This is a genomic window from Asticcacaulis sp. YBE204 (assembly GCF_000495855.1).
Lineage (GTDB): Bacteria > Pseudomonadota > Alphaproteobacteria > Caulobacterales > Caulobacteraceae > Asticcacaulis.
On record NZ_AWGF01000010.1, the window covers coordinates 183,953 to 210,474 of the forward strand.

Below are 26,522 nucleotides of genomic sequence, written 5' to 3' on the forward strand. Positions count from 1 at the left end.
ACACCTTTGACAAATTGCGTTCGTGACGCAAGGATGAAGATGATTGACACTGATACGATCCTTGTTCCATCGTCAATCACAGAAAGTTTCATGCGCGACGCATTTATGTGGGCATAGTTTGGGCCACTTTCGCAGGTAAAGGATGACGATGGACGCAGACCTGACCCTGACCCTGATCGATGCCACCGTGCAGATCGATCAGCCGGTAAACGACCAGAAGCGCATGGTGGGCACGGGTTTCCTCGTGTCCGTACCGCGCGAAGGCGCCGCGCCCGAAGTGGTGCTGGTCACTGCCGCCCACGTCTTCGAGCGGATGCCCGCCAACGAGGTGCGCATCGGCTGGCGCGTCAAGGCGCCCAATGGCGGCTGGCAATATAGCCCCTCGCGCATCGCCATCCGCAACGACAAGGGGCCTTTGTGGACCCAGAATCCGAAACAGGACGTGGCGGTCATCCCGGTTACCGTGCCGCCGTCCTATAAGGACAAGGCCATTCCGCTGGAGTGGCTGGCCAATGAAAAAACCTTCGAACAGATGCACGTCGGGCCGGGCGATGAGATGATGACGCTCGGTTATCCGCACGGCTATTCGGCCAATACGATCGGCTTTCCGATCCTGCGCGCCGGGCGGCTGGCGTCTTATCCGCTGGGGCCGGCGACGAGCTTTCCGACCTTTCTGATCGACCTGACGGCGATCCCCGGCAATTCCGGCGGCCCGGTCTTCATGACCGAAAAGGCCAGCCGCGCACCGGATACCGAAATGCCGTCGGTGACGCTCGTTTCCGGTATTCTGACCAAGCAGGTCGAGGTGGATGGGCAACGGCTGGAACTGGCGCTGGTGACCCACGCCATCTTCGTGCGCCAAACGATCGAGCAACTCTATGCGACGCGGGGCCAAGGCACGGGCGTCAAGGTCGGGATCACCCTGACCACGCCGCCGCCCGCGCCGGTCAAGCCGCCGGAGCCGACGCCGAAACCACCCGCCAAGGAGGCTTCGGCCGAGAAGAAAAAGCGTTCGCCGGTGGTGACCGGGCGCTTTGCCAAAGCGAATAACCCGGCGCAGTAATCAGAGACTGTCAGGCGTCAGGCTTTCCAGAACGGTAACGCCCGAACGAATACTGGTCAGCAGGGCGTCGGCGTGCGGCAGGACATGCGCCGCGTAAAGCTGCCACAGATTGATCCGGCCTTGCAGCCACGCCGCGTCACCGTCACCAGAGTCGATGCGCGTCTGCGCCACCATCGCGCCTTTCAGCAGAACGTAACCGCCGATCACGTCGCCGGCCAGTTTGAGATAGGCCGTGGCGCCCGCTGATACGTCGCCGGGCGCGATCGGTTTTTGCTTTATCAACCATTGAGTCGCGTCCTCAAATGCGCTTAAACCCGCCGCAAGGGCGCGCAGCGACGTGTAAAAATCTTCCGGAAAATGGTTGTTTTTAATAAAGCTTTCCACATCGCGGATCAACTCGAACGCCGCTGTACCGTCGTCGCCCAGTTTGCGGCCCACAAGGTCACCCGCCTGAATGCCGTTGGTGCCCTCATAAATCGGTGCGATACGAGCATCGCGATAATGTTGAGCCGCACCTGTCTCCTCGATAAAGCCCATGCCGCCGTGAACCTGAACCCCCGCCGAGGCGACCTCGACCCCGACATCGGTAGACCACGCCTTGGCGATGGGGACCAGAAAATCCTCGCGGCGTTTGAGTTTGCCGTCGTCGTCAGCGATGCGCTGTTCGTCGGATGCAATCGCGGTCAGGAGACAAATCCCGCGCGCCGCCTCGATCTTGGCCTTCGAAAGCGCCAGCATCAACCGCACATCGGGGTGGTCGAAGATCGGCGCTTTCGCCTCACCGGTCAGGATCGACTTGCCCTGTTTGCGGTCGAGCGCGTAGCTGAGCGCCTGTTGATAGGCGCGCTCGGCGATGCCGACGCCCTGCACACCGACGGCGAGGCGGGCAGCGTTCATCATGGTGAACATCGCCATCAGGCCCTGATGTGGCTTACCGATCAGTTCGGCCTGAGCGCTCTCGAACGCCATGACGCAGGTGGGCGAGGCGTGGATACCGAGTTTATGTTCCAGTCCGACCGCATGGGCGCTGTTGCGCACGCCTAATGCACCGTCTTCACCGACCATATATTTCGGACATAAAAACAAGGAGATACCGCGCGTCCCTGCGGGAGCGTCGGGCAGACGCGCCAGCACCAGATGCAGGATATTGTCGCGCGTTTCATGATCGCCCCAGGTGATGAAGATCTTCTGGCCGGTAATGCGATAGCCGTCGCCGTCCGGCACGGCCTGTGTCGTCAAAAGCGCCAGATCCGACCCGGCCTGCGGCTCGGTCAGGTTCATGGTGCCCGACCATTCGCCCGACACCAGTTTCGGCAGATACAGCGCTTTTTGCCGCTCGGTGCCGTGGTGATGCAGGGCTTCGATGGCCGCTTGCGACAGGGTCGGATAAAGCGCGAACGCCATATTGGCGGCGTGGAACATCTCATAGGCGGCCATTTCCAGTGCCTTGGGCAGGCCCTGACCGCCGTGCGCCGGATCGGCCCCCAGACCCGACCAGCCGCCGTCGGCAAAGGCCGCGACCGCCTCCGTGAAACCACTGGCGACGATGACCTGACCGTTTTCCAGTCGTGCGCCCTCAGAATCGCCGATGCGGTTCAGCGGCGCGAGGATATCGGTGGCCAGATCGCCCGCCGCATCGAGGACAGCATCTAAGATATCGGCGTCGAAATCGGGGAAGGCGGGGCTCTGGTACAGCCGCTCTATGCCCGTCACCGCCGAAAGGCTGAAGGTGAGGTCTTTGAGCGGGGCGCGGAAGGTCATCGAAGCGGTTCCTGAATCGTGTTTTGATTTTGTGATGACGCATGACGTGGCGGCAGGGAAACTCACAGTTCCGTGAACTTACCTTGCGTCATAAGGGTTTGCCCGACAAAGTAATGATGAAATCTAAAATGTAATAAATAAAGTTACATATTGGCGTTGATTTTACGCCGCCGCCTTATCATAGTTTATGGCACCTCTAAGATGTGAGTCGACCCATGACGCCCACCACCTATCACCGCGCCTCGCGCTACCTCCACTGGGCCATGGCCGCCCTGATCTTTTATATGGTCTTCCTCGGCTGGACGCTGGAGGACAAGGACGGCGGCCTGTTCTCGCGCTATCAGATGCACAAGTCGGTGGGGTTCCTCATTCTGGCCTTTACGGTGGTGCGCATTGGGCTGCGGCTGGCCTACAAAGCGCCGCCGGAGATCGAAGGGCCGAAATGGCAGATGGCGGCGGCGCGCGCCGTCCATATCGGCTTTTATGTCCTAATGATCGGTTTGCCTCTGACGGGGTGGGCGCTGGTGTCGACGGCCAAGGTGCCGGTACCGACCCTGTGGTTCGGTGTGGTGCCGATCCCGCACCTGCCGTTGAGCCATGATCTTAATGCCCTGTTCCATAATCTGCATGGGGTATTCGCCAAACTGATCTTCTACGTCCTGATCCCACTGCACGTCGGCGCAGCACTTATGCACCATTTCATCCACAAGGACGATACGGTGACGCGTATGCTGCCGGGGCTGGAGCCGAAGCCGACGATCCTCAAAAGCGCGCTGAACTATCGCTGGCTGCTGCCGGCGGTGATTGTCGTCGGGGCCTTTGTAGGCGCAACTTTCCTGATGCGCGGGAATGCACCGGTCGAAGCGCCCGTGGTAGCCGAAGCTCAACAATCCACAGACACTTCAACTGACGCGTCCGCAAACTTATCCCCGGAGACGGCGGCGGTTACCGACAGCGCGTCCACAAGTGTTTCACAGGCCGTGAGCGAAGAGTCCACAGCCTTGCGCACATGGGTGGTGAATAAAGCCGCGTCGCATGTCCGTTTCACGACGACGTTTAACGGCGAGGCCATCAAAGGTGGATTCAGCACCTATACCGCCGATATCGTCTTTGACTCGGCGCAACTCGATAAGTCTTCGGCGACGGTGGTCATCGATCTGGCCTCGGTCAACAGCGGTGATTCCATGCGCGACGACAGCCTGACCGGCAGCGATTTCTTCGGCGTGGCCCAACATCCGAAGGCGACCTTCAAAAGCACGGGTTTCGCCAAAACCGGCACGGATAAATATGTCGCTAAGGGCAAGTTGACCCTGCACGGTCAGACCAAGCCCTTCGACTTACCGTTCACGCTGAAAATCACCGGTGATACGGCTTTGATGACGGCGACGACCAAGCTCAACCGGCTCGATTTCGGTGTCGGATCGGGTGAATGGGCGGCGACGGACGCGGTTCCGGCAGACGTGTCGCTCGATCTCAAGGTGTCGGCTAAAGCGAAATAGGGTTGCCGTCATCGCGCAATTTGCCTACAGCGCTCCCTCTTTTCTCCTCCCTGTCGTGCAGCGATGGGGAGGGGGACCATCAAGCGCAGCGATGATGGCGGAGGGGGATAGCGCCTATGTTTCAAAGGTCTTTGGCCTTGGCCGAGTTCTGAGCCATCCCCCTCCGTCAGCTTCGCTGCGCTCGCTGCCCAACGCTTGTGAAAGCTATACTTTCACTGGCGCTATACCCCATCGCTGCGCGACAGGGAGGAGAGATACCATATGACCGCCACCGTAAATGATGCCATCGCCGCCCTTGAGCGGGGTGACCTGATCCATCTGCCGACCGAGACCGTCTATGGCTTGGGCGCGCGGGCTGACGATCCGTCGGCGGTCGCCAAGGTGTTCGAAGCCAAGGGCCGTCCGAAATTCAATCCGCTGATCGTCCATGTGGCCTCGTTTGAAGCCGCCGAGGCGATCGGGGTGTTCGACGACCGGGCGCGGACCTTGGCGCAGGCCTTCTGGCCGGGGCCGCTGACGTTGGTCGTGCCGATAAAGGACACGACAAAGGTCTGCGATCTGGCGCGGGCAGGGCTCGACAGTGTGGCGATCCGCGTGCCGTCGCATCCGATGGCTCTGGCGATTTTGCAAGGGTTTGGCGGTGGCGTGGTCGCGCCATCGGCTAATCGCTCGGGTCGCCCCAGCCCGACCCGGTTTGAGGACGCTATGTTGGAAACCGGTGTGTCGGTCGCGGCGTCGGTCGATGGCGGCGATTGTCAGGTGGGTCTGGAATCGACGGTCGTCAGCGCTCTCAGCGATGTCCGTTACCTCAGACCGGGAGCGATCACGCGCGCGCAGATCGAAGCCGTGGTAGGCGATCTGGCCCAAGACGCCAGCGAGGGTCACCGCTCGCCGGGAAGGTTATCGCTGCACTATGCGCCGGACGCACCGGTTGAAATCAATATTGATAATCCACCGATGGATTGCGTCTATCTGGCCTTTGGCGAGACCGGTTTCAGGGGCCCCGTGCTGAACCTGAGCCCGACGCGGAACTTAAGCGAAGCGGCGGCCAGTCTGTTCACCTACTTGCGCAAGGCCGATGCGCTGAATCCCACACGCATCTGCGTCGCGCCGATCCCGACGGACGGTCTGGGCGAAGCCATCAACGACCGTCTGAAACGCGCCGCAGGCTTTGTAGGATAGGGAACCAAAGATTACACAGATTTCACAGATTGGCGCTGCGCGCCGGAGGAGCGGATTCACTTCCGCCCCTTAATCTGTGAAATCTGTGTAATCTTTGGTTCCAAGCCTTAAGGATGCTTCCGCGAGAACGTCCATTCGACATCCGACGACGCCTCAGGCACGAAGCGATAGCCTTCGTAATCAAAGGCTTTGACGGCTTCGGGTTCCGTAATCCGGTGATCGATCACATAGCGTGCCATCAGGCCGCGCGCCTTCTTGGCGAAGAAGGAAATCATCGAGGTCTTTCCGTCCTTGATTTCAAGGAACTTCACATTGATGACCTTGGGTTTCAGGGCCTTGGTCAGGGCCGCGCGGGCATATTCCTGACTGGCCAGATTGAGCACCGTTTTCGTCTCAGCGGTCTTTGCGTCAGCGTTGATTTCCTTCGCGATCTTATCGCCCCAGAACGCGTATAAGGTGCCGCCCTTGGTCGTTTCCAGCGACGTGCCCATTTCCAGTCGGTAGGGACGGATCAGATCCAGCGGTCGCAGCAGACCATAGAGACCCGACAAAATACGTACATGGTCCTGCGCAAACACCAGCCCCTCGGCATCCAGCTCCCGCGCGCGCAAGCCCGTATAGACGTCGCCGTCAAACAACATGGCGGCGGGTAGGGCGGCTTGATCGGTAAAGCCCTTATACCGCGCGCGGTTCATCTCGGCCAGTTTGTCCGAAATGTCCATCAGTCGTTTCAGGTCGGCGGGCTTCTGCTTTTTCATGACCTTGAGCAGGCTTTGGGTGTCGCGCGTAAAGCGGGGCTCAGTCACGTCTCGTGCGGGCGTGAACGGGGTTTCGTCGAGGGATTTGGCGGGGGACAGCAGGATGATCATGGCCTCGTTCTAAATCCGAAAGCCTGAGTCGTCACGCGCCAAATACTTGCCGCGCATGGTTGCAAACGTTATGAAACGTTTGCCGTCTTTATGTCTTTTTTATTAAATAAATTTACCTGTACGTAACCTATAAAGCCTAGCCTTTCGACCTTGCATGCAGGGGAGGCACATGACCTTAGGTACCGTTCTGGTTCTCGAAGACAGCCGCGTTCAGGCCCAGCTGATCTCGAAGATGCTGGAGCGCCTGAACTGGTCCACCGTCATCTGTTTCGATTACAAATCGGCCTATGCCGCCCTGCGCACGCACAAGGTCGATCTCCTGCTGCTCGACGTCTATGTCGAAGGCGGCAACACCATTCTGCATCTGCCGGAAATCCGCGAAATGGCGAAGGGCGTGCCCATCGCCATCATGTCGGCGGGCGGTCAGGGCGGCGGCGGCCTGGCCAAGACCCTCAACATGGCGCGTCAGGCTCAGGCCGATTTCGTCGTGCCCAAGCCTTTCGCGCCGCAGGATATTTCGACCATTCTCGATGCGGCGTGGGCCATGCGGCGCTCACCGGTGCAGGCCAAACATATCCTCGTGGTCGACGATTGCCGAGTCGTGCGCACGCTCGCCTGTCGGGCGCTGGTCGAAAAGGGCTACCGCATTTCCGAAGCGCGCTCGATGGAAGAGGCCTTCGATCGCGTCGATATCGCCCACGTCGATGTGGTGGTCACCGATATCTTCATGCCGGGCATGGGCGGCATCGAAGGCATCCAGATCATTCGCGCCACCTGGCCTCAGGTGGCGGTCATCGCCATGTCGGCGGGCACCGAACGTGGCGCCGATTTCAATCAGGTCCTGTCGGCGGCCAAATATATGGGCGCGACGGCGCAATTGCCGAAGCCGTTTACCGCCGGCGATCTGACGCTTCTGGTTGAAGCCGTTCTCAGCGAGCAATATATCGCGGCCTGATCATCCAGGGTGGTCATTGTTTCCCCTAAGTCATTGGTAGTATAGTACGTTTTTGACTCGTTAAACAATTTTGACATATTATCCAACCTGTATCGCACTTCCGTAAACTGACCATGAGTGTCGGGATCAAAGACGATATCAGGACTAAAAAGTAGAAGGCGTAAGGCTAACAGGGACGGCGTAACGGTATCAGGGAGCCGCAATGAGCGGGGGCGACAACAATCTGGGGAGCGTGCTGGTCCTCGACAGCGACCGCGAACAGGCGCGTCAGGTGGCTCGTCTGCTAGGGCAGCAGAAGTGGACCTCGGTCCTCAGCTTCACCCAGGACATGGCGCTCCGTAGTCTTAAGCACAATCGATTCCATCTGCTGCTGGTCGATGCCTATGCCGACAACCAGAACATGGTCGCTCAGATCGATTTCCTCAAATCGCAGATGAAGGACACGCCGCTGGCGGTGATGGGCCACGTCTGGGGCGGCAAGAAGGGCACGACCGTCCTCGATCAGGCCAAAGCCGCGGGAGCGGACTTCCTGCTGGCCAAGCCGATTCATCCCGATCGACTGAAAACCATGCTGGCGGAAACGCACCGCTATCACCGCGAACGCCGGACCGAGGTCCATGTGATGGTGGTCGATCCGGACGTGCAACTGCGCACCTTTATCGGCATGACCCTGCAACAGGTCGGCTACAAGGTGTCAGTCGCCGACAATATGGAAGACGTCTTCTTCGACCATAATCTGGGGATGATCGATATCGTCCTGACGGCGATCCTGATCCCCGGCATCGGCGGGGTGGAAGGCATCGCGCAGATACGCAAAGACCACCCGCATGTGCGGCTGGCGGCTATGTCGGAAGGCATCAACGACAAGATCGGGGCCATGCACGTTCTGGCGGCGGCGCGCGAAGCGGGGGCAGAAGAACTTTTGCCCAAGCCCTTCGTCATGCCGGAATTGCTCAGTCTGATTGGACGCCTGTCGCGTGACAAGATTCAGGCCCGCGCTGCCGAAGCCGCGGCCACGCCGCAGCCTGCCAAATAGCTATCGGGCTTTTTCGCAGAATGACGCTTCGGCGCCGCTGGTGCCGATAAAGCTGAGGGTCGGTTTGTTGTTGGTGTCGCGATAGACCGTCTTGAAGCCGTCGGGCATGACGTTTTTCAGATAACCGGTCAGGGTCACGGCTTTTGTCTTCGGATCGACGCTGAACGTGCCCATGCTGCCGTCCGAGGCGCGGTACTTGCCCGGTGCGGTGACGGTGAAGTTGAGCAGCATCCGCGGCGAACTGTAGGCCCAGCATTCGTAATCGCCCTTCGGCATGGTCGCGGTGGCAGGCACGGGTTTGGGCTTCGGCTTGGTCGTCTGGGCGGCGGCTGGCAGGGCCAGACAGGCGGTAATGGCAGTGAGGATGAGGATACGGTGCATGTTATATCTCCCTGAATGAAGGTAGATTACACCGTTATTTATGCACGGCAACTTACATTCCTGGATAGGGACGTCGTCGCTGGTTGGCGGGGATTAAGGTTTTCCACCGATGGCCACAGATGCACACAGATGGTGCCTGTGACACCTGATGCGGATAAGCGGTTGCAGTGAGCGCGCGCAGCGCCAGAAAAGGGATTGGCCACGGATAAGGCACGGATGCCGGTGCTACGCACCCGGCTGACACGGATATGTCGAGTTAGCGCAAACAGCCGACGCCGCAATAAGGACATCCGTGTTCGCCGCGCTTGCGCGGCATCCGTGCCCTATCCGGGGCTAAAAACCTTTGGTAACGACAGCAGGCAAGAAGAAGGAGAAACCACAGATTACACAGATTTCACAGATTAGGTTCGTTGCGGCTTGAGGATAAGCCTCAAACACGATGTGTACGGTGTCTCACAAATGACGCGCAAAGCGCGTCCAATCTGTGAAATCTGTGTAATCTGTGGTTTCAAATCTTGCGGATGCGGCCACTTGGCACCAACCTGACCGCTCGCAAAGAACATCTGTGTGCATCTGTGGCCATCTGTGGAGAACCTTGCATACGACACCACAAACGCCACAAACCTAAAACAAAACGTGCGGGTTCATGATGCGCTTCGGATCGAGCGACAGGCGAATGGCGCGCATGGCCGCCACCGCCACCGGGTCCTTGTAAAGCAAGGCTTCCTGCGTCTTCATGCGGCCCAGACCGTGCTCGGCGGAAATCGAACCCTCGTACTCATGCACCAGATCGTGGACGACCTTGGCCCCTTCGTCGCGTAAGGCGTTGAACGCCGCCGGGTCCATGCCTTCGGGCAGGATGACGTTGAAGTGGACATTGCCGTCGCCGACGTGGCCGAAGGTGACCACGCGCGCGCCGGGCAGGAAAGCCAGCACGGCCTCGGTACCCTTGAGGATGTAATCCGCCATCTGCGACAGCGGCACCGACACGTCGTGCTTCCACGCCGCGCCCTCGACCTTTTCGGCGGCGGAATGTTCTTCGCGCAGACGCCAGAAGGCCTCGGCCTGAGTCTCGTTTTGCGCAATCGCCGCGTCGAGGATCAGTTCCTCTTCGAAGGCCGCCCCCAGAAGCCGCTCCATCGACGTTTCCGCGCCGTCCGGATCGCCCGACGCGACCTCGATCAGGGCGTACCACGGATACTCGGTCTCCAACGGTTCACGCGTATCAGGGATGTTTTTCAGCACCAACGACAGGCCGTAGCGCCCCATCAACTCGAACGCCTCGACCTGACCGCCGGTTTCCTGTTTGGCGCGGGCCAGAAGATCGATGGCGTGCTGCGCCGTCTCGAACGCCACGATAGCGACGCTGCGCGAATTCATCACCGGGAACAGCTTGAGCGACGCTGCGGTGATGATGCCCAGCGTGCCCTCGGCGCCGATGAACATCTGCTTGAGGTCATAGCCGGTATTGTCCTTGCGCAGGCGCTTGAGGCCGTTGAAAATCTCACCGGTCGGTAAAACCACCTCAAGGCCCGAAACCAGATCGCGCGTCACGCCGTAGCGCAGGACCGCGGTGCCGCCGGCATTGGTCGAGATGACGCCACCGACCGTCGCCGTGCCTTCGGCAGCCAGAGACAGCGGGAAGTGGCGGTTGGCCTTTTCGGCGATCTGCTGGGCTTCGAGGAGCGTAATCCCGGCCTCAAGCACCATGGTGTCGTCGGTCGGGGCGACGTCGCGGATCTGGCGCATACGTTCCAGCGAGACGAGGATTTCGCCGAACGGGATCTGCCCGCCGACAAGGCCGGTATTGCCGCCCTGGGGCGTGATGGCGACGCCGTTGTCGTAGCAAAGCTTGACCACCTGAGACAGTTCTTCGGTCGTTTTCGGCAGGACGAGGAGGGGCGTGTGCCCCTTCCACTTGCCGCGCCACTCGGTCAGCTTGGCCGTCACGCGGATATCGTCGTCAGACCACCCGGCCTCGCCGACGATAGCCTTGATCTGCGCGACGATCTCAGGCGCGACGGGCGGGCATTCGGCGAAAGCGGTCATGGTCAGTATCCGTTGGGTAAACCGTGGTGTAATAAACTCGCGGTTTAACCGGAGAATCCATAAGTGCAAGTGCAAACTCACCGCCCGATCCCTGCCATTGGCGTTGTTTGCTGGCGCGACGATGCAGTTTTGCTAATCCGCCGCGGACGCGAACCGCGCAAGGGTCATTGGTCGATCCCCGGCGGCAAGGTCGACCGCTTCGAACCGATGGAAGCGACGGCCCTACGCGAACTGCGCGAGGAGACGGGGATCGAGGCGGCGCTTGGGCCGCTGATCGGGGTCTATGAGATCATCGAACCGCCCACCGAAGCCTATCCAGACGGCTTTCATTTGGTACTGATCGACTATCTGGCCGAATGGCGCTCAGGCGAACCTGTCGCGGGAGACGATGCGGACGAGGCGGTCTTCGTGCCGTATGCGCAGGCTTTGGAGCGTTTACTGGAGCCGGACCTGAAGGACGTCCTGATCCGGGCTTACAAATTGCGTTATACATAAATTCTTCGTCCGGTTTCAGTGGCCAAACGTCAGGATTAAGATAAGCTGCTCTCAGTTAAAAACTTGAGGGGAACGATATGTTTTTCGGTATATTCACGGTCATCGGCGTCGTACTTCTGTTTCTGGTGGTGTCGTCGATCGTCAAGATCGTGCCGCAGGGCCGGGAGTTCACGGTCGAGAATTTCGGCCGTTATACGCGCACGCTGAAACCGGGTATTTCGTTCCTGACGCCGTTCATCGAGTCGGTCGGCAAGCGCGTCAACATGATGGAGCAGGTGTTCGATGTCCCGCAGCAGGACGTCATCACCAAGGACAACGTTAATGTCCGCGTCGATGGCATTGTCTTCATTCAGGTTATTGACGCTTCGGCAGCCGCCTATCGCGTCGACAATCTCAACGGCGCTATTACCCAACTGGCCATGACCAATCTGCGCACTGTGGTCGGTTCGATGGAACTGGACGAGGTGCTGTCGCAGCGTGATTCGATCAATACGCGCCTGTTGACGGTCATCGATCACGCGACCTCGCCGTGGGGCGTCAAGGTGACGCGCATCGAGATCAAGGACCTCAAGCCGCCGCATGACATCACCGACGCCATGGCGCGTCAGATGAAGGCCGAACGCGAACGCCGCGCCCTGATCATCGAGGCCGACGGCGAGCGTCAGGCGGCGATTGCCCGCGCCGAAGGCCAGAAGCAGGCGACCATGCTGGAGGCCGAGGGCCGCCGCGAGGCCGCCTTCCGCGATGCCGAAGCGCGCGAACGCGCTGCCGAAGCCGAAGCCAAGGCGACGGAACTGGTGTCGAATGCCATCGCGTCCGGCGACACCAAGGCCATCAACTACTTCGTGGCGCAAAAATACGTCGAGGCCTTCGGCAAGTTCGCTTCGTCGAACAATACCAAGACCCTTATCCTGCCGGCTGATCTGGCGTCGCTGGCCGGCACCGTCGGCGGCGTGGCCGAACTGATCAAGTCGGTCAGCGTCAACGACGTCGCGGCACCTGTGGCGCGGAGCAAGAAGGAGGGCTGATCATGATGGATCTGCTGTTTGCCAACCCCGTCGGGTTTCAGGCCTTCTGGGTCTGGCTGACCATCGGCGGCGTCATTTTAGGGATCGAAGCGCTGATCGGGACGCAGTGGCTGCTGTGGCCCGCCACCGGCGCGGGGGTCGTTGCTGTGCTGACGCTCACGGGACTGCCGATGAACCCGCTGGTTCAGATCGTCGTCTTCTGCGTCCTGACGACCGCCATGACGCTGTTGTCGCGTAAGTTCATGAAGCCCGTCGAGGTCGCCGTCGATATCAACGACCCCAACGGACGGCTGATCGGCAAGGAGGCCGTGGTCATCGAGGCCTTCGACGACCGCGACGGCAGCCAAAGTACCGGCCGCGTCATCTATGAAGGTGTCGAATGGCCGGCCGTCTATGAACGCACGGCGAAGACCAAAACGATTCTGCCCGCCGAGAAGGTCGAAATCCTGAGCATCAGCGAAGGCAAGCTGATCGTCAAACCGGCGTGAATTGACTTACGCTGGGTCAATTGACGTTTCCTCTTGGAAAATAACCAAGAGGAAACGTCATGCCTGACACGTCGATCAGTCCCGCCGAATGGCAAATCCGCAAAGATCTTGCCGCCTTGTACCGGCTGGTGGCGCTGTTCGGCTGGGACGACACCATCTTCACCCATATCTCGGCCCGCGTAGCGGCCAAGGACTCGCTGATCGACGGCGCGGTGTCCGAAGTCGATCATTTCCTGATCAATCCCTATGGCGTGTTTTTCGAGGAGATGACGGCCTCGGCCCTGATCAAGATCGATCTCGACGGAAACATGGTGGGACAGGCCGACGGCTTCGTGAATCCGGCAGGCTTCACGATCCACAGCGCGCTCCATGCCGCCTGTCGCGATGCGCATTTCGTCATCCATTTGCATACGGACGCCATGACCGGCGTGTCGGCGCAAAAGGAAGGCTTGCTGCCTCTGACGCAAAACGCCCTGCTGCTCGGGCCGCATCTGGCCTATCACGATTACGAAGGCGTGGCCGTGGAGCACAGTGAGCGGCAGCGCATCGTGGCCGACCTTGGTGACAAGAAGATCATGCTCCTGCGTAATCACGGGGCGCTGGCCTACGGATCGAGTGCGGGCGAAGCGTTTACCATGATCTATTTCCTCGAACAGGCCTGTCGTCAGCAGATCGCCGCGCTTAGCGCCGGACGCGACGGTGTGCTGTTCGCCACGCCCGACGTCCAGGACAAGGTCGCGCAGCTGAGCGGCGGCGTCGGTTTCGTCTCTGGCCTTCTGTGGCCGGGTTTGCTACGAAGGTTGCAACGTCAATGGCCGGGCTGGGATAGCTGAGCGAATGAAGCTGTGGGGGCGGGGATTAATTTTAGCGTTCTGGGCGATGCCCGTGATGGCCTCGGCCAGCGCGTGGCTGCCTGATCCGGGCGCGACGGAGCTGATCGTCAAGGCCGAAACCGTCAGCGCCGATCGCGGCTTCAACGCGGCGGGCGACAAGGCGATCTATCTGGGCAATTGGGAAGAAAAACGCGTGACGGTCTATGCCGATCACGGAATCAATGACCTGTTCAGTGTTTTCGGTAAGCTCAATATTCAGGATATTCAAACCTCTACCGACGACTTCTCAGGTCTGGGCTCGGTCGAGATCGGCGTCAAGACCGCGCTCTATCGCGACGATCACAGCGTGGTCAGCGCCAGCGTCTCGGTCGATGGGTTCGGTCAGGGCCGCCGTGCCGACTTCGACGAAACGGGCAATGACGATCCGGATATCGAGGCGCGACTCTATGGCGGGCATGGCTTCACCGTCGGCGGCAAACCGGCCTTTATCGATGCGCAGATCGCCCGACGCGCGCGCGGTGGCATGGATGCCGATCAATGGCGCGTCGATGTGACGGCGGGCCTGACGCCGTCGCCGAAGTGGCTGGTACTGGGGCAGGTCTATGTCGGCCAGACCGATAAGCGGCAGGGGTTTCAGGCCAAATGGACGCATGGCGAAATCAGCGCGGTACGCTTTTTCGACGAAAAGCAGACACTGGGTGTACAGGTCGGCTATCGGCAGACTCTGTCGGGTGAGAATGTGCCGGAAACGAAGACGTTCACCGTAGGGCTCTGGAAAAGGTTTTGAAGGGCCGCAGGCCCTTCACCCGTCACTTGGAGAACGTGGCACCGGCGGAGTCATCTGCTCCCGGTTATGGGGTTTGGGGCCCGCGGCCCCAAGACCGTAAAGCGCTTCGGCTAATTTGAGGAAATCCGCCGGGCTGATGTTTTCCGCCCGAAGCGTCGGCTCGATCCCGACCCTGGCCAGCAGCGTCTCACCGCCCAGACCTTTCAGCGAGGCCCGCAGCATCTTGCGGCGCTGACCGAAGGCGGCGGCGGTCAGGATTTCGAGGTTCTTGATGATCTTGCGGTCCGGGCGTTCGGCCTTCGGCACCAGACGCACCACGGCGCTGTCGACCTTGGGCGGCGGCGTAAAGGCGCGCGCGGGCAGGTCCATGATCTTGTCGCAGTCGCACAGGACCTGAGAAATGACGCTCAAACGGCCATAGTCGTCGTCACCGACCAGCGCCACGACGCGCAGGGCGACCTCCAACTGGAACATCAGGGTCAGGGACTTCGGCTGCCACGGCCCGGTCAGCCATTTGATCAGCAAGGGGGTGCCGACATTGTAGGGCAGGTTCGACACGAGATGCGCTTGCGGCGGCAAACCGTATTCGGAGAGCAGGGCCGTCTCATCGACCTTGAGCGCGTCGTTTTCGACCACGCCGAACCGCCCCGGATAGGCGGCATCGAGTTCGGCCAGAAGCTCGATAAACCGGGCGTCTTTTTCGATGGCCAGCACGTATTTCGCTTCGGATTCGAGCAGGGCGCGCGTCAGACCGCCGGGACCGGGACCGACCTCGATCACCGTGTCGCCATCGAACGGACCGCCGAGGCGCACGATCTTGCGCGTCACGTTCAGGTCGAGCAGGAAGTGCTGCCCGAAGCTTTTCTTCGCCATCAGGCCGTGGGCTTCAAGGCTTTCACGCAGGGTGGGGAGCGTCATGACCGGTTCTGGCTTATCAAATAGGCGGCCTCGATGGCGTTGATCAGGCTGTCGGCGCGGGCGATGCCTTGGCCGGCTATGCCAAAACCCGTGCCGTGATCGGGCGAGGTGCGCACGATGGGGAGGCCCAGCGTTATATTGACGCCGCCCCAGAAGTCCAGTGTCTTGAGCGGGATCAGGCCCTGATCGTGATAGAGGCACAAGGCCGCGTCGTAGGTGGCGCGCGCCTCGTCGTGGAACAGGGTGTCGGCGGGGAAGGGGCCTTTGATATCGATGCCTTCGGCTTGTAGTTGCGCGACCAGCGGTTGCAGCAGGTCTATTTCTTCGCGACCGATGGTGCCGTCTTCGCCCGCGTGGGGGTTGAGACCGGCCATGACCAGACGCGGTCGTCGGATACCGAAATCACGGATCAACGCTTCGTGCGTGACAAGGGCGAGGTCGCGGATCAACTGCACCGACAGGTGTGATTTAACCTCGGACAAAGGCACGTGGATCGTCGCCAGCACCACGCGCAAATCTTTTGCCGCCAGCATCATGACCGGTCCGCGCGTACCCTCATAAGGCGTCGCGGCGGTCAGGTCGCCGAGATATTCCGTATGACCCGGAAAGCTGAACCCTGTCGCATACAAAACCGACTTGGCGATGGGCGCGGTGATCAATGCGCGCGCCCGACCCGACAGGCATAACTCCGTGCCGGTTTTGATCCAGTCAATGATATGGGGTGCGTGTCGGGGATCGGGTTGGCCGACGGCCACGAGTGCGGTCAAGGGGCGATCCAGAACCGGCAGGGCGTCGGTGAAGGCCTGAGCGGTATCGGGGAGGTCACCTATACGAGTAACCGGCCCCAGCTCACTCAGAAGTGCGGCATCGCCAATCACGCCAAACGCCAGTTCCGGACGATGACGCAGGGCCTGCCACGCCTTGTGGACCAGTTCGGGACCGGTGCCGCACGGATCGCCCAGACTTATGACCAGAGGTGCCAATTACCGCGTTTCGATCGTCGCAGCGGCGCGGATGTCGCGAAGATAGCGGCGGCCCAGCATGGAAACCTTTTCCTGCGTCAGGCGGTTTTCGATCTGGTCGCGCGATGGCGCGTTGTCGCCAGCCAGGGTCTTGTCGCAGACATAGAGGACATTGGTGTTCTGGGCGTTCGACATCGGCGCGGTCGTCTGACCGGCCTTGAGCGGCTTGAGCGCCGCCGCATATTCCGGCGTCAGGTCGCTGAGCGGTGTGATGCCCAGATCGGTCACGGTCACCGGGCCATTGCCCTTTTCGGTCCCCAAGGCTTCGCAGGTCGGGTACTTGGCGCGGAAATCGGCCAGCGCACGCGTTGCGCTGTCACCGGCGCCCAGAGGGATCGCGGCCTGCTTGATGCGGACCTGCATATCGGAATTACCTGCGGTTTTTTCGCGCAGATAATAGATATAGACGCCGCTTTCGGTCACGATCGGGCGGGTCATCTGACCCGACTCCATGGTCTGCAACGTGGCTTCGATTTTCGGGTCAATGGTGCCCGATACCAGCCAGCCCGCGTCGCCGCCATTGGCTGCCGAAGGGGCATTGGAAAACTGACGGGCAACCGACTGGAACGGCGCGACGCCCTGAGAAATCTGATCGAACAGTTGCTGCGCCCCGGCCTCGGCTTCCTTCTGACCGCCAGCGACCTGCGGGTCAATCATGATCTCGGCGACCAGATATTGCGGCTTCTGGCTGTCCTCGGTCAATTTACCCATATAGGAATCGACCTGCTCCTTGCCGACGCGGGCCTTCTGACGGAAGCGGCCGTTGACAAGGTTACCCCAGGCGATTTCAGCCTTGATCTGGTTGCGCAGCGTCTGGGGTTCGACCCCGGCGCGCTTCAATTCGGCCAGAAGCTGGTCCTTGGTCAGACCCGACTGCTGCGCCATCGAATTGATTTCCTCGTCGATTTCCTCGTCGCTGATTTTCAGTTCGAAGTGATCGGCCTCAAGCAGTTGCAGATTTTCGTCGATCAGGGCGCGCAGGGCCTGCTGCTGGAAGGCGGCATAGTTCTGCTGGGTCACCTGAACCCCCGACGTGATGATCAGGAGCAGCATGCGTTGCTTGAGATCATAGGACGAGATCAGCTTGTCGTTGACGGTCGCCACGACGCCTTCACCGAGCGGTTTGGTTTGCGCAAAAGATTGCACCGGCAGGGCCAGACAAAGGCACGCGCCCAGCATGAGGGCTGAGCGACGAAGGGAAGCGGAGGTCGTGACGGTCATTTCTGTGCTTATTGGTCTTTTGGTATGGTGAATGGCGGCCGCGCCGGAGTCGGACATCTATAGCCCATACGAGCCTTAGCGTATATTAACAAAATCATCGTCCGATGGCGCTAATGTGGCAAGGCTTATCCGGATTGAAATGGATTCGCTGGCCTTACCGTTCAGGCTTTGGAGCGAGGTTTCATCGCGTTGATATACCAGGTCGAAGCGGGCGCAGTCGTCTTTGTAAATGACGGCGAGTTCAGAGCGAGTCCAGATATTTTCTTTGAGATTCCGGCTGAGCTGTGCCGAAACGCCCCAACGCTGATTGAAGAAGTGCTGACCGAAAAACTGAAGATCTTCGTAGCCCTTGCCGTCATCGTAAAATACCGGTCCCGTTGTCGTTTGGGTTACGCCCGGGCGCGTCTTGTCCAGCTGATAGCGCAGGGTGGCCTGGCTTGAGCCCATCATGACACTGACGCCGGTTTCGCCACGCCGTACGCTACCGTCTTCGCTGTCGAGACGCTGACGCGTATAACCGCGGAACCCCTTACCCGTATCGAATTCGGCCTGTACGACCCAGTCAGACTTCTTACCGGCCAGGCCGGTTGGGTCGTAGGTGTAATAGGTTACGTTGTTGGGCGTATACAGACGATAATAGGACAGTTCGGGCTCGTTACGGAACGAACGCCCCACCAGGCCTGATATCTTGAGACCGCTATCGAAATTGAGTTGTCCCTTGAGGCCGAGATTTAAACGTTTGCCGCCTTCGTAAAGATCGAAGCCGGGAGATTTGTTGGCCTTGAAGAGGGTCGAAGCGTCGAATTCGAAGGCGGTAGAATCTTCATTGGTCAGGTAATAATCGGTTTCCGAACGCGGAGAGACCGCCAGTTGAGCGATGGGCTCGATGATCGCCGTAACCCCCGCGAACTTGCGCAGGAGCGGATAGCTGAGGTCTATCCCGGCGGTGCTGAGATTACGTGAGACGCCATGCGAATCATCCGTGGCCTGATTGCTGTCGAAATCCTTGATGCGGTACTGATCATGGCGAGCCTCGACAAACGGTGCGACTCTAAGGCCGATCGGCGTGATGATTTCGCGCTTCCACGACAGGCCCAGACTGGCACGGGCAGAATCGACGGGGCCGGTGGCGTTGATGGCGATTTCTTTGGCCGGATTGCTTTTGCGGATGATCGATACCCCCGCAGCCGTCAGGGTCAGGCGACCTCCCAGAATGTTCTGATCCGGCGACCAGTAGGCCTCAACCAAAGGGGCTACGGCTGGCAGGGTCGAATCGCGAACGGCAAGATATTGCGTGGTGGAATCGGCCACTTCCCAAGGCGCTTTACAGCTTCCGTCCGGGTTCAGGGTCGTGGGCAGGGCGCATTGGCCGCCGATTTCCAGACTTTGGAAGGCCAGTAAGGAGACGTTCAGATAGACGGTATTGGTCTGACGGATCAGGTTGGCCTGACTGATCAGCTGGCGTGAGGCACCGTAATATTCGCCGATTTTCGGAAAGCCGTCATCGATCTTGTAACGCTCGAACAGGTTGGCATTGGTGTCGTCGGTATCCGTCTTGTCGAAGACGCGTTGCAAAGTGAAGTTCCAGCGCCAGTCGTCGTTGATAGCGAAGGCACCGTCGGCCAGCAGATAGCCGCGGCCCTTCTTGGTGCCCCATTTTTCCCCGTCGTTATCGAAGAAGGATTCGTAGGTGTAGCCCGCGCGCGCGTGGAAATCGCCGGAATAGAAGCGGCGGTTGACCTCGAAATTGAGGAGCGGATTGACCTTCGACGACAGCTTCGGGCTGACGATGATGTCGGTATAGGGCGATACCGCCCACAGGTACGGCGTTTCGATGGACAGGCCACGCCGTTGCGAATAACCGAACCGCGGCATCAGGAAGCCTGAGGCGCGCTTGGCGCTTGGGTCGGCGTGCCACAGGACGGGCAGGTAGAAGACGGGAATGCCGCGCGCCTTGAAAACGGCGTTGCGATAGATGACGACGCGGTGCGCCTTATCCTGAGTGATGCTGCTGGCCTCGATGTGCCAGGTCGGCGGCTGCGTCACGTCGTTTTTCACGCACAGTTCGCAGGGCGTGAAGATGACCTCGCTCAGGCGACTGGTATTCTCGTCCAGACGTTCGACCTTGTTGGCGAACAGCTTTGTGCCCTCGACATCGATCGAGGCGATGCGGTCGCCTGTACCGGCGGCTTCGCCGTTGTCGATCTCAAGCCGATCGGCGTACTGGATCGAGCCGTCGGGATTGATAGTGCGGGTATTGCCTGTGGCGATGGTCTTGCCGGTCGCCTGATCGTACCATATCTGATCGGCGCGGATCAGACGGCCTTCCCAGCGCATTTCGACATTGCCACGGGCGACGACGATATTACTTTCCGGCGAGGTCACTTCGTCGGCGGTGATATAGGCGCCGTCCTTGCCGAGACCGTCGTCTTCCAGGGGTGTTTCCGTCTTGACGTTCTGGGCATCGCGCGTCGGATTGACCTGAAGGCGCGTATCCGTGGCCGGGATTACACCCGTTGCCGTGTTCTGACCTGCGTTTTGGGCCAGGGTCAGGGCGGGGATGCCGAGAGAGTCGATGCTGAGGGCGCGCGGATTGAGCGACGCTATATCCACGCTATCGCCGGGCAGGTCGGCGGCCATGAGTTCAGGTTTCGGAGCGGACGTCCGGCGCCGGGATACGGGCGCGTCGTTGCCGGTCTCAATCGTCTGTGCCGCCGGAGCGTTCCGGGCCGTTATGACCGGCGCCGGGGCGGGTGCGACCTTGACGTCTACCTTGAGGGCGGGATCGGCGGCGGGCGTTTCGGCCGTATCGATGGAAGGCGCCACGACGGGCGCCAGAGGTTCGCCTTCGTCGAAGGCGCTGAAAAAGCGTGTGCCATCGATCCGGGCGTCCATCTCGGCTTGCAGGTCGGACGTATGCGCCAACGCTTCGCCGCTGACGGCGCCGGTCGCCACAAGGCTGAGGAAACCCACGCTGAGCTTGAGGGAATTTTTTCTCATCGTTGCGGACCTGTTGGTTGACACGCTGGAAACGGATGGCCGGAAGGCCGTAGAAAACGAACGCGGGTTACTTGTAAAGACGGCGGGACGAATCCCGCGCCGGGTTTAGCCGTCTTCGGTATAGACAAGCAAGGTCATGGCCGCCAGCAGCGAGATTGCCGGTGTGGCCCAACCCGCCAGGAAGATCGGAATCACCTCGGCCTTGCCCATCGAACCGCACAATTGGTTAAGAAAGAATATGATGAAGCCGAGCCCGACACCGGAAAGGGTCAGCCGCGCCAGCCCGCCGATGCGCATCAGGCGTAGTGAAAAGGCTGCCCCCAGGGCCGTCATGCCGGCGAACAGCAATGGCATGGACAGAAGCTGATGCAGGCGCAGAATGTAGGAAGCGGCGGAAAAGCCTGAGGTTTCGATCTGAATGATCGCACCGGGTAATTCCCAGAAATTGGTCGACTGCGGCGTCGCATATTGATCGAAGGCGCGGCGCGCATCGAGATTGGAATCGATGGACAGCTGGTTGAAATACTGTGGCGATTCGCCGGGCTTGGCCTCGCGGGCGTTTTTCAACAGCCACGTGCGGGTCTTGAGCGTCGCTTCCTTGGCGTCGATTCGCCCTTCGAAGGTCGGGGTGCCGTCCTTGGCCAGAGTATAGTTCCAGAAAGTGGCGTCGAGAAGCGTGCCGCGCCCGTCCTGCGTCCGGGCGTGAATGACCGTCTGCTTGTTTTGTTCACCCTGACGAAGGAAGACGTCGGAGCGCTTGACGCGGGTGTCGGATTGCTCCAGCGCGCTGTTGTACTGGTCGTAGCGATCGGCCAGCACCGTGGCGATGGGGTTGAGCACGGTGATGGTGAAGACGCCGATGATTGCGGCCATGCCCGTGGCGGGCAGGATGAAACGCCAGGCCGAGACGCCGGCGGCGCGCATGGCGATCAGTTCCGAACGGCGGTTCAGGCCGACGAAGGCCGACAGCGTCCCGAACAGGAAAGCGAACGGCACCAGCACCAGAATGATGTTCGGCGATTTCAGCAACAGGAGACCGATGATCTGAAAGCTGTTGAGATCCGCGCGCTGACCCAGCGATTTGGAGATTTCGACATAGTCGATCAGGAAGATGATGCTGGCCACGACCACCAGTGCGGTCAGGGTGCTCATCAGGCAACGCATCAGCACATAGGTTTCCAGTCGGCGCTGGCGCCACGGATTGAGGTAGCTCAGAAAGGTGAGGAGGGGTTGAAGATAGGTCACGCGGCAGCCCTCCCGCCGACCGGCGACAGACTTTGCAGTCGTTTGGTTTTACCGCGCACCGCCGATTTGTCGTTACGGACGATGGTGTGGACGCAGAAATAGATCAGGCCCAGCGGCACGGCATATTGCAGGATATTGGCTTCTGCGGCACCTGCGCACGCGGCCTCGACGGCAAAGCCGAGAATGCGGATACCCGCGGCGATAAAGGACACCGTGGTGATGCGGCGGGTATAGCCGTGGCGGCTGAACGCGCCGCCGAGTACCCCGACCACCGCCAGCAGGCAGAAGCCCAGATTATAGAGCGGCCCCGAAATGCGCGCGTGACCTTCGGCCAGCAGCTTTTTCCACGAATGGTTTTCCCAGGCCATGGCGCGGTTCGGGAAGAACAGTTCGTGCGGGAAGCGGTCGGAATCCTTGAAATGCAGATAGCCGTCAGAAACCACATACTGTGAAATGTCGAACGAATATTCGTTGAAGGTCAGGTGGTTGAGGACGCCCTGCGGCGACACCTGCTGGGTCGAGCCGTTGCGCAGGATCAGGACCTGACCACCGCTTTCGGGGTTGACCACCCGGCCTTCGCGTGCCGAGTAGGTGCGGTCCATGCCGTTCGGTCCCGGCGTGCGGATAAAGATCTGACGCAGCAGGCCGTTCTGATCGATGCGCTGCACATAGATGGTCATGCCGGACAGCGTGGTGGAGAAATCGCCTTCGCGCACGGCGGCAGCGATGATGTCGGTTTTGATCTTGAACAGTTCGGCGCGCATGATGCGCGAGGCGGCAGGCTGCACGAACAGGCTCATGACCAGCCCAAGCAGGGTGATATAGACGCCGAAGCGCACGATGGGCGAGGCGATGCGCCACAGGCTCATGCCGTTGGCGTAGCAGGCGACGATTTCATGATCGTTGTGCAGGCGGTTAAGGGCTACCAGGGTGCCGATGAAGATGGCCAGCGGAAAGATCAGGCCCGCCAGTTGCGGCAGGGCGAGAAAGGTGACCTTGAAAAAGGTTGCGGCACTCTGCCCCCGCTCGACGATGATGTCGAACTGCGTCAGGGATTGCGACAGGATGGCAATCGCCGTCAGAGCGAGGATCGCCCCGACGATCGGCGCGCGCATCTGTTTTGAAATGTACGATTCGATAGTGCGCATAAAATAATCAGGCCGGAGATATGGGCGAAGGGCATTAAAGCAAAAACGAGGACCGTCCGCCAAAACCTTGTCGGCGGGCGCAAGCAATTGTCCTTTTTTGACCTTATCCGCCCTCAATAGCAAGCCGCCAATGTGCGCAGGTGCAAAATAATCGCCCCCGGCGCGAACCTGTGTACCCTGCGCATCGGGCGTCGGATGCGCTTGCCACGGTCGTCGAAAAGGTGCTTAAAGGCGAACTTGGAATCTCAGGCCGCCCCATGATTTTCCGCGCCCGAAGCGGCACCGGCGGTCTTGAAACTTAGGAGTTGCGCCATGCTTATTCAATTTTCCGCCACGATCGCTCCGGACCACGCGCTGGCCGTGCTGGTCGGCGACGATCTCGCCTTGAGCGCGGGCGCAAAGGGCCTCGACGCGTCGAGCGGGGCTTATTTGACCGGCGCGCTGAAAAAAGCCGGGTTCACGGGCGCAAAAGGCAAAATTCAGGTGTTGTCGGCCCTGCCGTCGCAAAGCTATGCGTCGCTGATCGCAGTAGGGGCAGGGGCGCTTTCGGACCTGAACGGTCTGGTGCTTGAGTCAGTCGCCGGCAGCCTGTTCCACGCCATCAAGTCGGCGGGCATTGCCGATGTCACGCTCGATCTGACCGGCTTTTCGGCGGAGCAGGCGGCAAGCGTGCGTTTCGCCATCGCGCTGGCGTCTTTCCGTTTCGACAAATATTTCGGTCAGGCCAAGCGCGACAAGGGCCCGACGCTCAAATCGGTCACCATCGTTACCGGCGATGTCGCCGCCGCGGAAACGGCCTTCGTGCCCCTGAAAGGTATTGCCGACGGCGTGCTGCTGGCGCGCAACCTCGTGTCGGAACCGGCCAATGTGCTCTATCCGCAGTCCTATGCCGATATCCTCAAGGGTTACGAGTCGCTGGGTCTGAAGGTCGAGGTGCTGGGCGAAAAGGAAATGACCGATCTGGGGATGCACTCCCTGCTCGGCGTCGGTCTGGGATCGTCGAAAGAGTCGAAGCTGGTCATCCTGCAATGGAACGGCGCGGGCGACGCCCAGCCCGTCGCCTTTGTGGGTAAGGGCGTGACCTTCGATACCGGCGGCATCTCGATCAAACCCGCCGAGGGCATGGAAGACATGAAATGGGACATGGGCGGTTCGGCCGCCGTGTCGGGGACCATGGTCGCTCTGGCCAGCCGCAAGGCCAAGGTCAATGCGGTTGGCATTGTGGGGCTGGTCGAAAACATGCCGGACGGTAATGCCCAGCGTCCGGGCGACGTGGTCACCGCCATGTCCGGCACGACGATCGAGGTCATCAATACCGATGCCGAAGGCCGCCTCGTTCTGGCCGACGCGCTTTGGTATTGTCAGGACCGCTTCAAGCCGCAATTCATGATCGATCTGGCGACGCTGACGGGGGCCATGATCATCGCGCTCGGTACCGACTATGCGGGGGTGTTTTCAAACAACGACGATCTGGCCGGGAAACTGGCCGAGGCCTCGAAGTCGGTGGGGGAAAATACGTGGCGCATGCCGCTGCCGCCGCAGTACGAAAAGCAGATCGACTCGAAAATCGCCGACATCCGCAATATCGGTGGCCGTCCGGGCGGCTCGATCACGGCGGCCCTGTTCCTGCAACGCTTCGTCAACAATGTGCCGTGGGCGCATATCGACATCGCGCCGACCGCCTGGACCAACGAGCAGCGCGTCACGACCGTGCCCGAAGGCGGTACGGGCTTCGGGGTGCGTACGCTCGATGCGCTGGTGAAGGCGTATTACGAGAACTAACTCCCTCTCCCCAAGGGGAGAGGGCTGGGGTGAGGGGGCTGACGCGGAGTGTGTTGTTTCCCCCTCACCCGGCCTTTCGGCCACCCTCTCCCCGCAGGGGCGAGGGGGATTTGAGCGGGAGCCCCATGACCCAAGTCTGGTTTTACCATCTCGAACGCACGCCGCTCAAAGCCGCCTTGCCCGACCTGCTCGACAAGACGCTGCAAAAGGGCTGGCGCGCCTATGTGCTGGGGGAGGGCGAGGCGCTGGCCGACCTCGACCAGCACCTGTGGGCGTGGCGCGAGGAAGCCTTTCTGGCGCACGGACTGGAGACCGACCCCCACGCCGAGCGTCAGCCGGTGCTTCTGGGCGCGTCGGGCGATCGTGCCAATGCGGCCGATGTTCTATTCTCGGTCAGCGCCATGAATTTGCCTGATCTGTCGGTGTATCAACGGTGCCTGATCCTGTTCGAAGGTCAGGACGAGGCGCATTTAGGCTGGGCGCGGGCGCAATGGAAAACGCTTAAAGCCGCTGACGCTGACCTCGCCTACTGGAAGCAGAACGACAACGGCCGCTGGGAACGCATGCAATGATGAAAAAATCGCTCGCTTTACTGTCTTTGCTGGCCTTGGCGGCCTGTTCGACGACGCCACCGCCGCCACCGGCGCCGAACCCTCAGCCGGTCGCGCGTCCGACGCCGCAAAAGCCGCCGGAATTCAAACCGGTCGATGCCGACCGCTGCGAAGCCAAGGCCTTGCAGTATCTGGTGGGTAAACCGCGCACGGACATCCCCGTGCCGCTGGAGCCATCGAAGCGCCGGGTTCTTTGTTCGACCTGCGCGGCGACGATGGATTTCAATCCCGAACGCCAGACGATCGTTTTCGATACCGATACCGGGATCATCAAGTCGGTGAATTGCGGGTAAGTGTTGGCGCCTGGGGGCGTTGTGTTGCTAAGTTATACCCCTCCGTCAGCCCTCCGGGCTGCCACCTCCCCACTGCGTAGGGAGGAGGGCGCACTCCCTCCTCCCTATCGAGCGCTTGCGAAGATGGGGAGCGGGGCGGCCCGTGCCGTGCCGAAAGGCGAAGCCTTGAGGCGGAGGGGTACGACGCGGACGACAACGAACGCTTGAAAGCATCAAATTTATCCTCACTACTAAAACCTGCGCGCATCATAGGCGCATGTCACAGGCCGATCGCACCAAAGAGCAATTCACCCCCGAAGAGCGTCGGGCGCGGTTGCGCGCCTTCACCGACCGGATGCTGGCCTGTGCGGAAAAGTTGCCCGATCCGGAAGATTTACCGCAGATCGAACGCGCCATGCGCGTAGGGACGCAGATCGAGCGGCTCTATGCCCGCGCCGATGCGTCGGAAGCTTTGGCGGCCAAGGCGAAGCTTGAAATCTATCAGCACGCCGAAGCCTTGCAACGCGCCAAGGCCGACACGATGCGTCACGCCGAACACGCTGCCCTGTGCAAGCGTCGCGAGGCTATGCGCGATGACGAAATGCTGCGGACCGATCCGAAACTGGCGCGCAGGCTGATCGAACAGCGCACCGGGAGGCCGCTGGAGGATTATCTGGCGGCGCGGCAGGCGGAGGCAGACGTTAAGGTCGATCAAGCGCCGTCAATGCCGGAGAAACGGGCTGTTGATGCCGGGCCGCAGATCAGATCACTCTCCGACGGACCGTGAGTTCCTTCTCCCCGTAAAACGGCGATAGGGTGGCCTGAAAGGCCGGGTGAGGGGGTAAGTGGCAGGCACCAAGTGCGGTGCTAATAGTTT

Annotated in this window: 24 protein-coding genes; 14 read left to right on the forward strand and 10 right to left on the reverse strand. The window is 60.5% G+C overall.

Translation table 11 applies throughout. The features are described from left to right. Positions 1–148: 148 nt before the first annotated feature. Positions 149–1,063: a serine protease gene (locus AEYBE204_RS32850; RefSeq protein ID WP_023462826.1), complete on the forward strand. Its 915-nt coding sequence runs from the start codon at positions 149–151 to the stop codon at positions 1,061–1,063. Here the strand turns inward: AEYBE204_RS32850 and AEYBE204_RS32855 are convergent, their stop codons facing one another. Beyond that, positions 1,064–2,824, reverse strand: coding sequence for an acyl-CoA dehydrogenase (locus tag AEYBE204_RS32855; protein WP_023462827.1), 1,761 nt, complete (start codon positions 2,822–2,824; stop codon positions 1,064–1,066). Positions 2,825–3,039: 215 nt separating this feature from the next. Between AEYBE204_RS32855 and AEYBE204_RS32860 the strand changes: the two genes are divergently transcribed. Together AEYBE204_RS32860 and AEYBE204_RS32865 are read left to right on the forward strand one after the other, a co-directional pair. Further along, positions 3,040–4,323 carry a YceI family protein gene (locus AEYBE204_RS32860; protein WP_023462828.1) on the forward strand — a complete coding sequence of 428 codons (1,284 nt, stop codon included), beginning with the start codon at positions 3,040–3,042 and terminating at the stop codon, positions 4,321–4,323. 261 nt (positions 4,324–4,584) lie between these two features. Next, a complete protein-coding gene (locus tag AEYBE204_RS32865) occupies positions 4,585–5,505 on the forward strand; it encodes an L-threonylcarbamoyladenylate synthase (RefSeq protein ID WP_023462829.1) in 921 nt (306 codons plus the stop codon). A 107-nt stretch (positions 5,506–5,612) separates the two neighbouring features. On the opposite strand, the gene yaaA is transcribed toward AEYBE204_RS32865, so the two are convergent. Beyond that, on the reverse strand, positions 5,613–6,374 hold the full coding sequence (gene yaaA / locus AEYBE204_RS32870; protein ID WP_023462830.1) for a peroxide stress protein YaaA: 762 nt from the start codon (positions 6,372–6,374) through the stop codon (positions 5,613–5,615). A 169-nt stretch (positions 6,375–6,543) separates the two neighbouring features. Here yaaA and AEYBE204_RS32875 point away from each other — a divergent pair, with 169 nt between their 5' ends. Then, entirely contained in the window at positions 6,544–7,329 is a 786-nt protein-coding gene (locus tag AEYBE204_RS32875; RefSeq protein ID WP_023462831.1) for a response regulator, read from the forward strand. Positions 7,330–7,531: 202 nt separating this feature from the next. Further along, on the forward strand, positions 7,532–8,365 hold the full coding sequence (locus AEYBE204_RS32880) for a response regulator (protein ID WP_023462832.1): 834 nt from the start codon (positions 7,532–7,534) through the stop codon (positions 8,363–8,365). On the opposite strand, the gene AEYBE204_RS32885 is transcribed toward AEYBE204_RS32880, so the two are convergent. Together AEYBE204_RS32885 and AEYBE204_RS32890 are read right to left on the reverse strand one after the other, a co-directional pair. Further along, entirely contained in the window at positions 8,366–8,746 is a 381-nt protein-coding gene (locus AEYBE204_RS32885; RefSeq protein ID WP_023462833.1) for a hypothetical protein, read from the reverse strand. A 624-nt stretch (positions 8,747–9,370) separates the two neighbouring features. Then, on the reverse strand, positions 9,371–10,795 hold the full coding sequence (locus tag AEYBE204_RS32890) for an FAD-binding oxidoreductase (protein WP_023462834.1): 1,425 nt from the start codon (positions 10,793–10,795) through the stop codon (positions 9,371–9,373). A 69-nt stretch (positions 10,796–10,864) separates the two neighbouring features. Here AEYBE204_RS32890 and AEYBE204_RS32895 point away from each other — a divergent pair, with 69 nt between their 5' ends. From AEYBE204_RS32895 to AEYBE204_RS32915, 5 genes are all read left to right on the forward strand, one after another. After that, positions 10,865–11,290, forward strand: a complete 426-nt coding sequence (locus AEYBE204_RS32895; RefSeq protein WP_035442108.1) for an NUDIX hydrolase — start codon at positions 10,865–10,867, stop codon at positions 11,288–11,290. 77 nt (positions 11,291–11,367) lie between these two features. Continuing rightward, entirely contained in the window at positions 11,368–12,318 is a 951-nt protein-coding gene (locus tag AEYBE204_RS32900) for an SPFH domain-containing protein (protein ID WP_023462836.1), read from the forward strand. A gap of 2 nt (positions 12,319–12,320) precedes the next feature. Then, complete coding sequence (locus AEYBE204_RS32905; RefSeq protein ID WP_023462837.1) at positions 12,321–12,806, forward strand: NfeD family protein; 486 nt, start codon at positions 12,321–12,323, stop codon at positions 12,804–12,806. A 59-nt stretch (positions 12,807–12,865) separates the two neighbouring features. After that, on the forward strand, positions 12,866–13,639 hold the full coding sequence (locus AEYBE204_RS32910) for a class II aldolase/adducin family protein (RefSeq protein WP_023462838.1): 774 nt from the start codon (positions 12,866–12,868) through the stop codon (positions 13,637–13,639). 4 nt (positions 13,640–13,643) lie between these two features. Then, entirely contained in the window at positions 13,644–14,426 is a 783-nt protein-coding gene (locus AEYBE204_RS32915; RefSeq protein ID WP_155908408.1) for a hypothetical protein, read from the forward strand. Between the two features lie 15 nt (positions 14,427–14,441). Here the strand turns inward: AEYBE204_RS32915 and rsmA are convergent, their stop codons facing one another. The 6 genes from rsmA to AEYBE204_RS32945 form a co-directional block, all read right to left on the reverse strand. Then, positions 14,442–15,344 carry a 16S rRNA (adenine(1518)-N(6)/adenine(1519)-N(6))-dimethyltransferase RsmA gene (rsmA, locus tag AEYBE204_RS32920; protein WP_023462840.1) on the reverse strand — a complete coding sequence of 301 codons (903 nt, stop codon included), beginning with the start codon at positions 15,342–15,344 and terminating at the stop codon, positions 14,442–14,444. After that, entirely contained in the window at positions 15,341–16,327 is a 987-nt protein-coding gene (pdxA, locus tag AEYBE204_RS40390; protein ID WP_023462841.1) for a 4-hydroxythreonine-4-phosphate dehydrogenase PdxA, read from the reverse strand. Before pdxA ends, rsmA begins: the two co-directional genes overlap by 4 nt. Beyond that, positions 16,328–17,587 carry a peptidylprolyl isomerase gene (locus tag AEYBE204_RS40395; RefSeq protein ID WP_031230920.1) on the reverse strand — a complete coding sequence of 420 codons (1,260 nt, stop codon included), beginning with the start codon at positions 17,585–17,587 and terminating at the stop codon, positions 16,328–16,330. It lies immediately after the preceding gene. A gap of 75 nt (positions 17,588–17,662) precedes the next feature. Next, positions 17,663–20,587, reverse strand: coding sequence for an LPS-assembly protein LptD (gene lptD / locus AEYBE204_RS32935; RefSeq protein WP_023462843.1), 2,925 nt, complete (start codon positions 20,585–20,587; stop codon positions 17,663–17,665). Between the two features lie 105 nt (positions 20,588–20,692). After that, a complete protein-coding gene (locus AEYBE204_RS32940; RefSeq protein WP_023462844.1) occupies positions 20,693–21,832 on the reverse strand; it encodes an LptF/LptG family permease in 1,140 nt (379 codons plus the stop codon). Then, a complete protein-coding gene (locus tag AEYBE204_RS32945; RefSeq protein WP_023462845.1) occupies positions 21,829–22,980 on the reverse strand; it encodes an LptF/LptG family permease in 1,152 nt (383 codons plus the stop codon). The genes AEYBE204_RS32940 and AEYBE204_RS32945 overlap by 4 nt, the downstream gene beginning before the upstream one ends. 312 nt (positions 22,981–23,292) lie before the next feature. On the opposite strand from AEYBE204_RS32945, the gene AEYBE204_RS32950 reads away from it, so the two are divergent. The 4 genes from AEYBE204_RS32950 to AEYBE204_RS32965 all read left to right on the forward strand — a co-directional run bounded on the left by AEYBE204_RS32950 (position 23,293) and on the right by AEYBE204_RS32965 (position 26,432). Continuing rightward, positions 23,293–24,762, forward strand: coding sequence for a leucyl aminopeptidase (locus AEYBE204_RS32950; RefSeq protein ID WP_023462846.1), 1,470 nt, complete (start codon positions 23,293–23,295; stop codon positions 24,760–24,762). Positions 24,763–24,887: 125 nt separating this feature from the next. Next, positions 24,888–25,334 carry a DNA polymerase III subunit chi gene (locus AEYBE204_RS32955; RefSeq protein WP_023462847.1) on the forward strand — a complete coding sequence of 149 codons (447 nt, stop codon included), beginning with the start codon at positions 24,888–24,890 and terminating at the stop codon, positions 25,332–25,334. Beyond that, entirely contained in the window at positions 25,331–25,666 is a 336-nt protein-coding gene (locus AEYBE204_RS32960) for a proteinase inhibitor i78 (RefSeq protein ID WP_052019463.1), read from the forward strand. The genes AEYBE204_RS32955 and AEYBE204_RS32960 overlap by 4 nt, the downstream gene beginning before the upstream one ends. A 256-nt stretch (positions 25,667–25,922) precedes the next feature. After that, positions 25,923–26,432 carry a hypothetical protein gene (locus tag AEYBE204_RS32965; protein ID WP_023462849.1) on the forward strand — a complete coding sequence of 170 codons (510 nt, stop codon included), beginning with the start codon at positions 25,923–25,925 and terminating at the stop codon, positions 26,430–26,432. Positions 26,433–26,522: the final 90 nt, after the last annotated feature.

Coding starts and splice junctions, on each gene's coding strand:
- AEYBE204_RS32850 (WP_023462826.1), top strand. CDS start 149: ATGGACGCAGACCTGACCCTGACCCTGATCGATGCCACCGTGCAGATC.
- AEYBE204_RS32855 (WP_023462827.1), bottom strand. CDS start 2,824: ATGACCTTCCGCGCCCCGCTCAAAGACCTCACCTTCAGCCTTTCGGCG.
- AEYBE204_RS32860 (WP_023462828.1), top strand. CDS start 3,040: ATGACGCCCACCACCTATCACCGCGCCTCGCGCTACCTCCACTGGGCC.
- AEYBE204_RS32865 (WP_023462829.1), top strand. CDS start 4,585: ATGACCGCCACCGTAAATGATGCCATCGCCGCCCTTGAGCGGGGTGAC.
- yaaA (WP_023462830.1), bottom strand. CDS start 6,374: ATGATCATCCTGCTGTCCCCCGCCAAATCCCTCGACGAAACCCCGTTC.
- AEYBE204_RS32875 (WP_023462831.1), top strand. CDS start 6,544: ATGACCTTAGGTACCGTTCTGGTTCTCGAAGACAGCCGCGTTCAGGCC.
- AEYBE204_RS32880 (WP_023462832.1), top strand. CDS start 7,532: ATGAGCGGGGGCGACAACAATCTGGGGAGCGTGCTGGTCCTCGACAGC.
- AEYBE204_RS32885 (WP_023462833.1), bottom strand. CDS start 8,746: ATGCACCGTATCCTCATCCTCACTGCCATTACCGCCTGTCTGGCCCTG.
- AEYBE204_RS32890 (WP_023462834.1), bottom strand. CDS start 10,795: ATGACCGCTTTCGCCGAATGCCCGCCCGTCGCGCCTGAGATCGTCGCG.
- AEYBE204_RS32900 (WP_023462836.1), top strand. CDS start 11,368: ATGTTTTTCGGTATATTCACGGTCATCGGCGTCGTACTTCTGTTTCTG.
- AEYBE204_RS32905 (WP_023462837.1), top strand. CDS start 12,321: ATGATGGATCTGCTGTTTGCCAACCCCGTCGGGTTTCAGGCCTTCTGG.
- AEYBE204_RS32910 (WP_023462838.1), top strand. CDS start 12,866: ATGCCTGACACGTCGATCAGTCCCGCCGAATGGCAAATCCGCAAAGAT.
- AEYBE204_RS32915 (WP_155908408.1), top strand. CDS start 13,644: ATGAAGCTGTGGGGGCGGGGATTAATTTTAGCGTTCTGGGCGATGCCC.
- rsmA (WP_023462840.1), bottom strand. CDS start 15,344: ATGACGCTCCCCACCCTGCGTGAAAGCCTTGAAGCCCACGGCCTGATG.
- AEYBE204_RS40395 (WP_031230920.1), bottom strand. CDS start 17,587: ATGACCGTCACGACCTCCGCTTCCCTTCGTCGCTCAGCCCTCATGCTG.
- lptD (WP_023462843.1), bottom strand. CDS start 20,587: ATGAGAAAAAATTCCCTCAAGCTCAGCGTGGGTTTCCTCAGCCTTGTG.
- AEYBE204_RS32945 (WP_023462845.1), bottom strand. CDS start 22,980: ATGCGCACTATCGAATCGTACATTTCAAAACAGATGCGCGCGCCGATC.
- AEYBE204_RS32950 (WP_023462846.1), top strand. CDS start 23,293: ATGCTTATTCAATTTTCCGCCACGATCGCTCCGGACCACGCGCTGGCC.
- AEYBE204_RS32955 (WP_023462847.1), top strand. CDS start 24,888: ATGACCCAAGTCTGGTTTTACCATCTCGAACGCACGCCGCTCAAAGCC.
- AEYBE204_RS32960 (WP_052019463.1), top strand. CDS start 25,331: ATGATGAAAAAATCGCTCGCTTTACTGTCTTTGCTGGCCTTGGCGGCC.
- AEYBE204_RS32965 (WP_023462849.1), top strand. CDS start 25,923: ATGTCACAGGCCGATCGCACCAAAGAGCAATTCACCCCCGAAGAGCGT.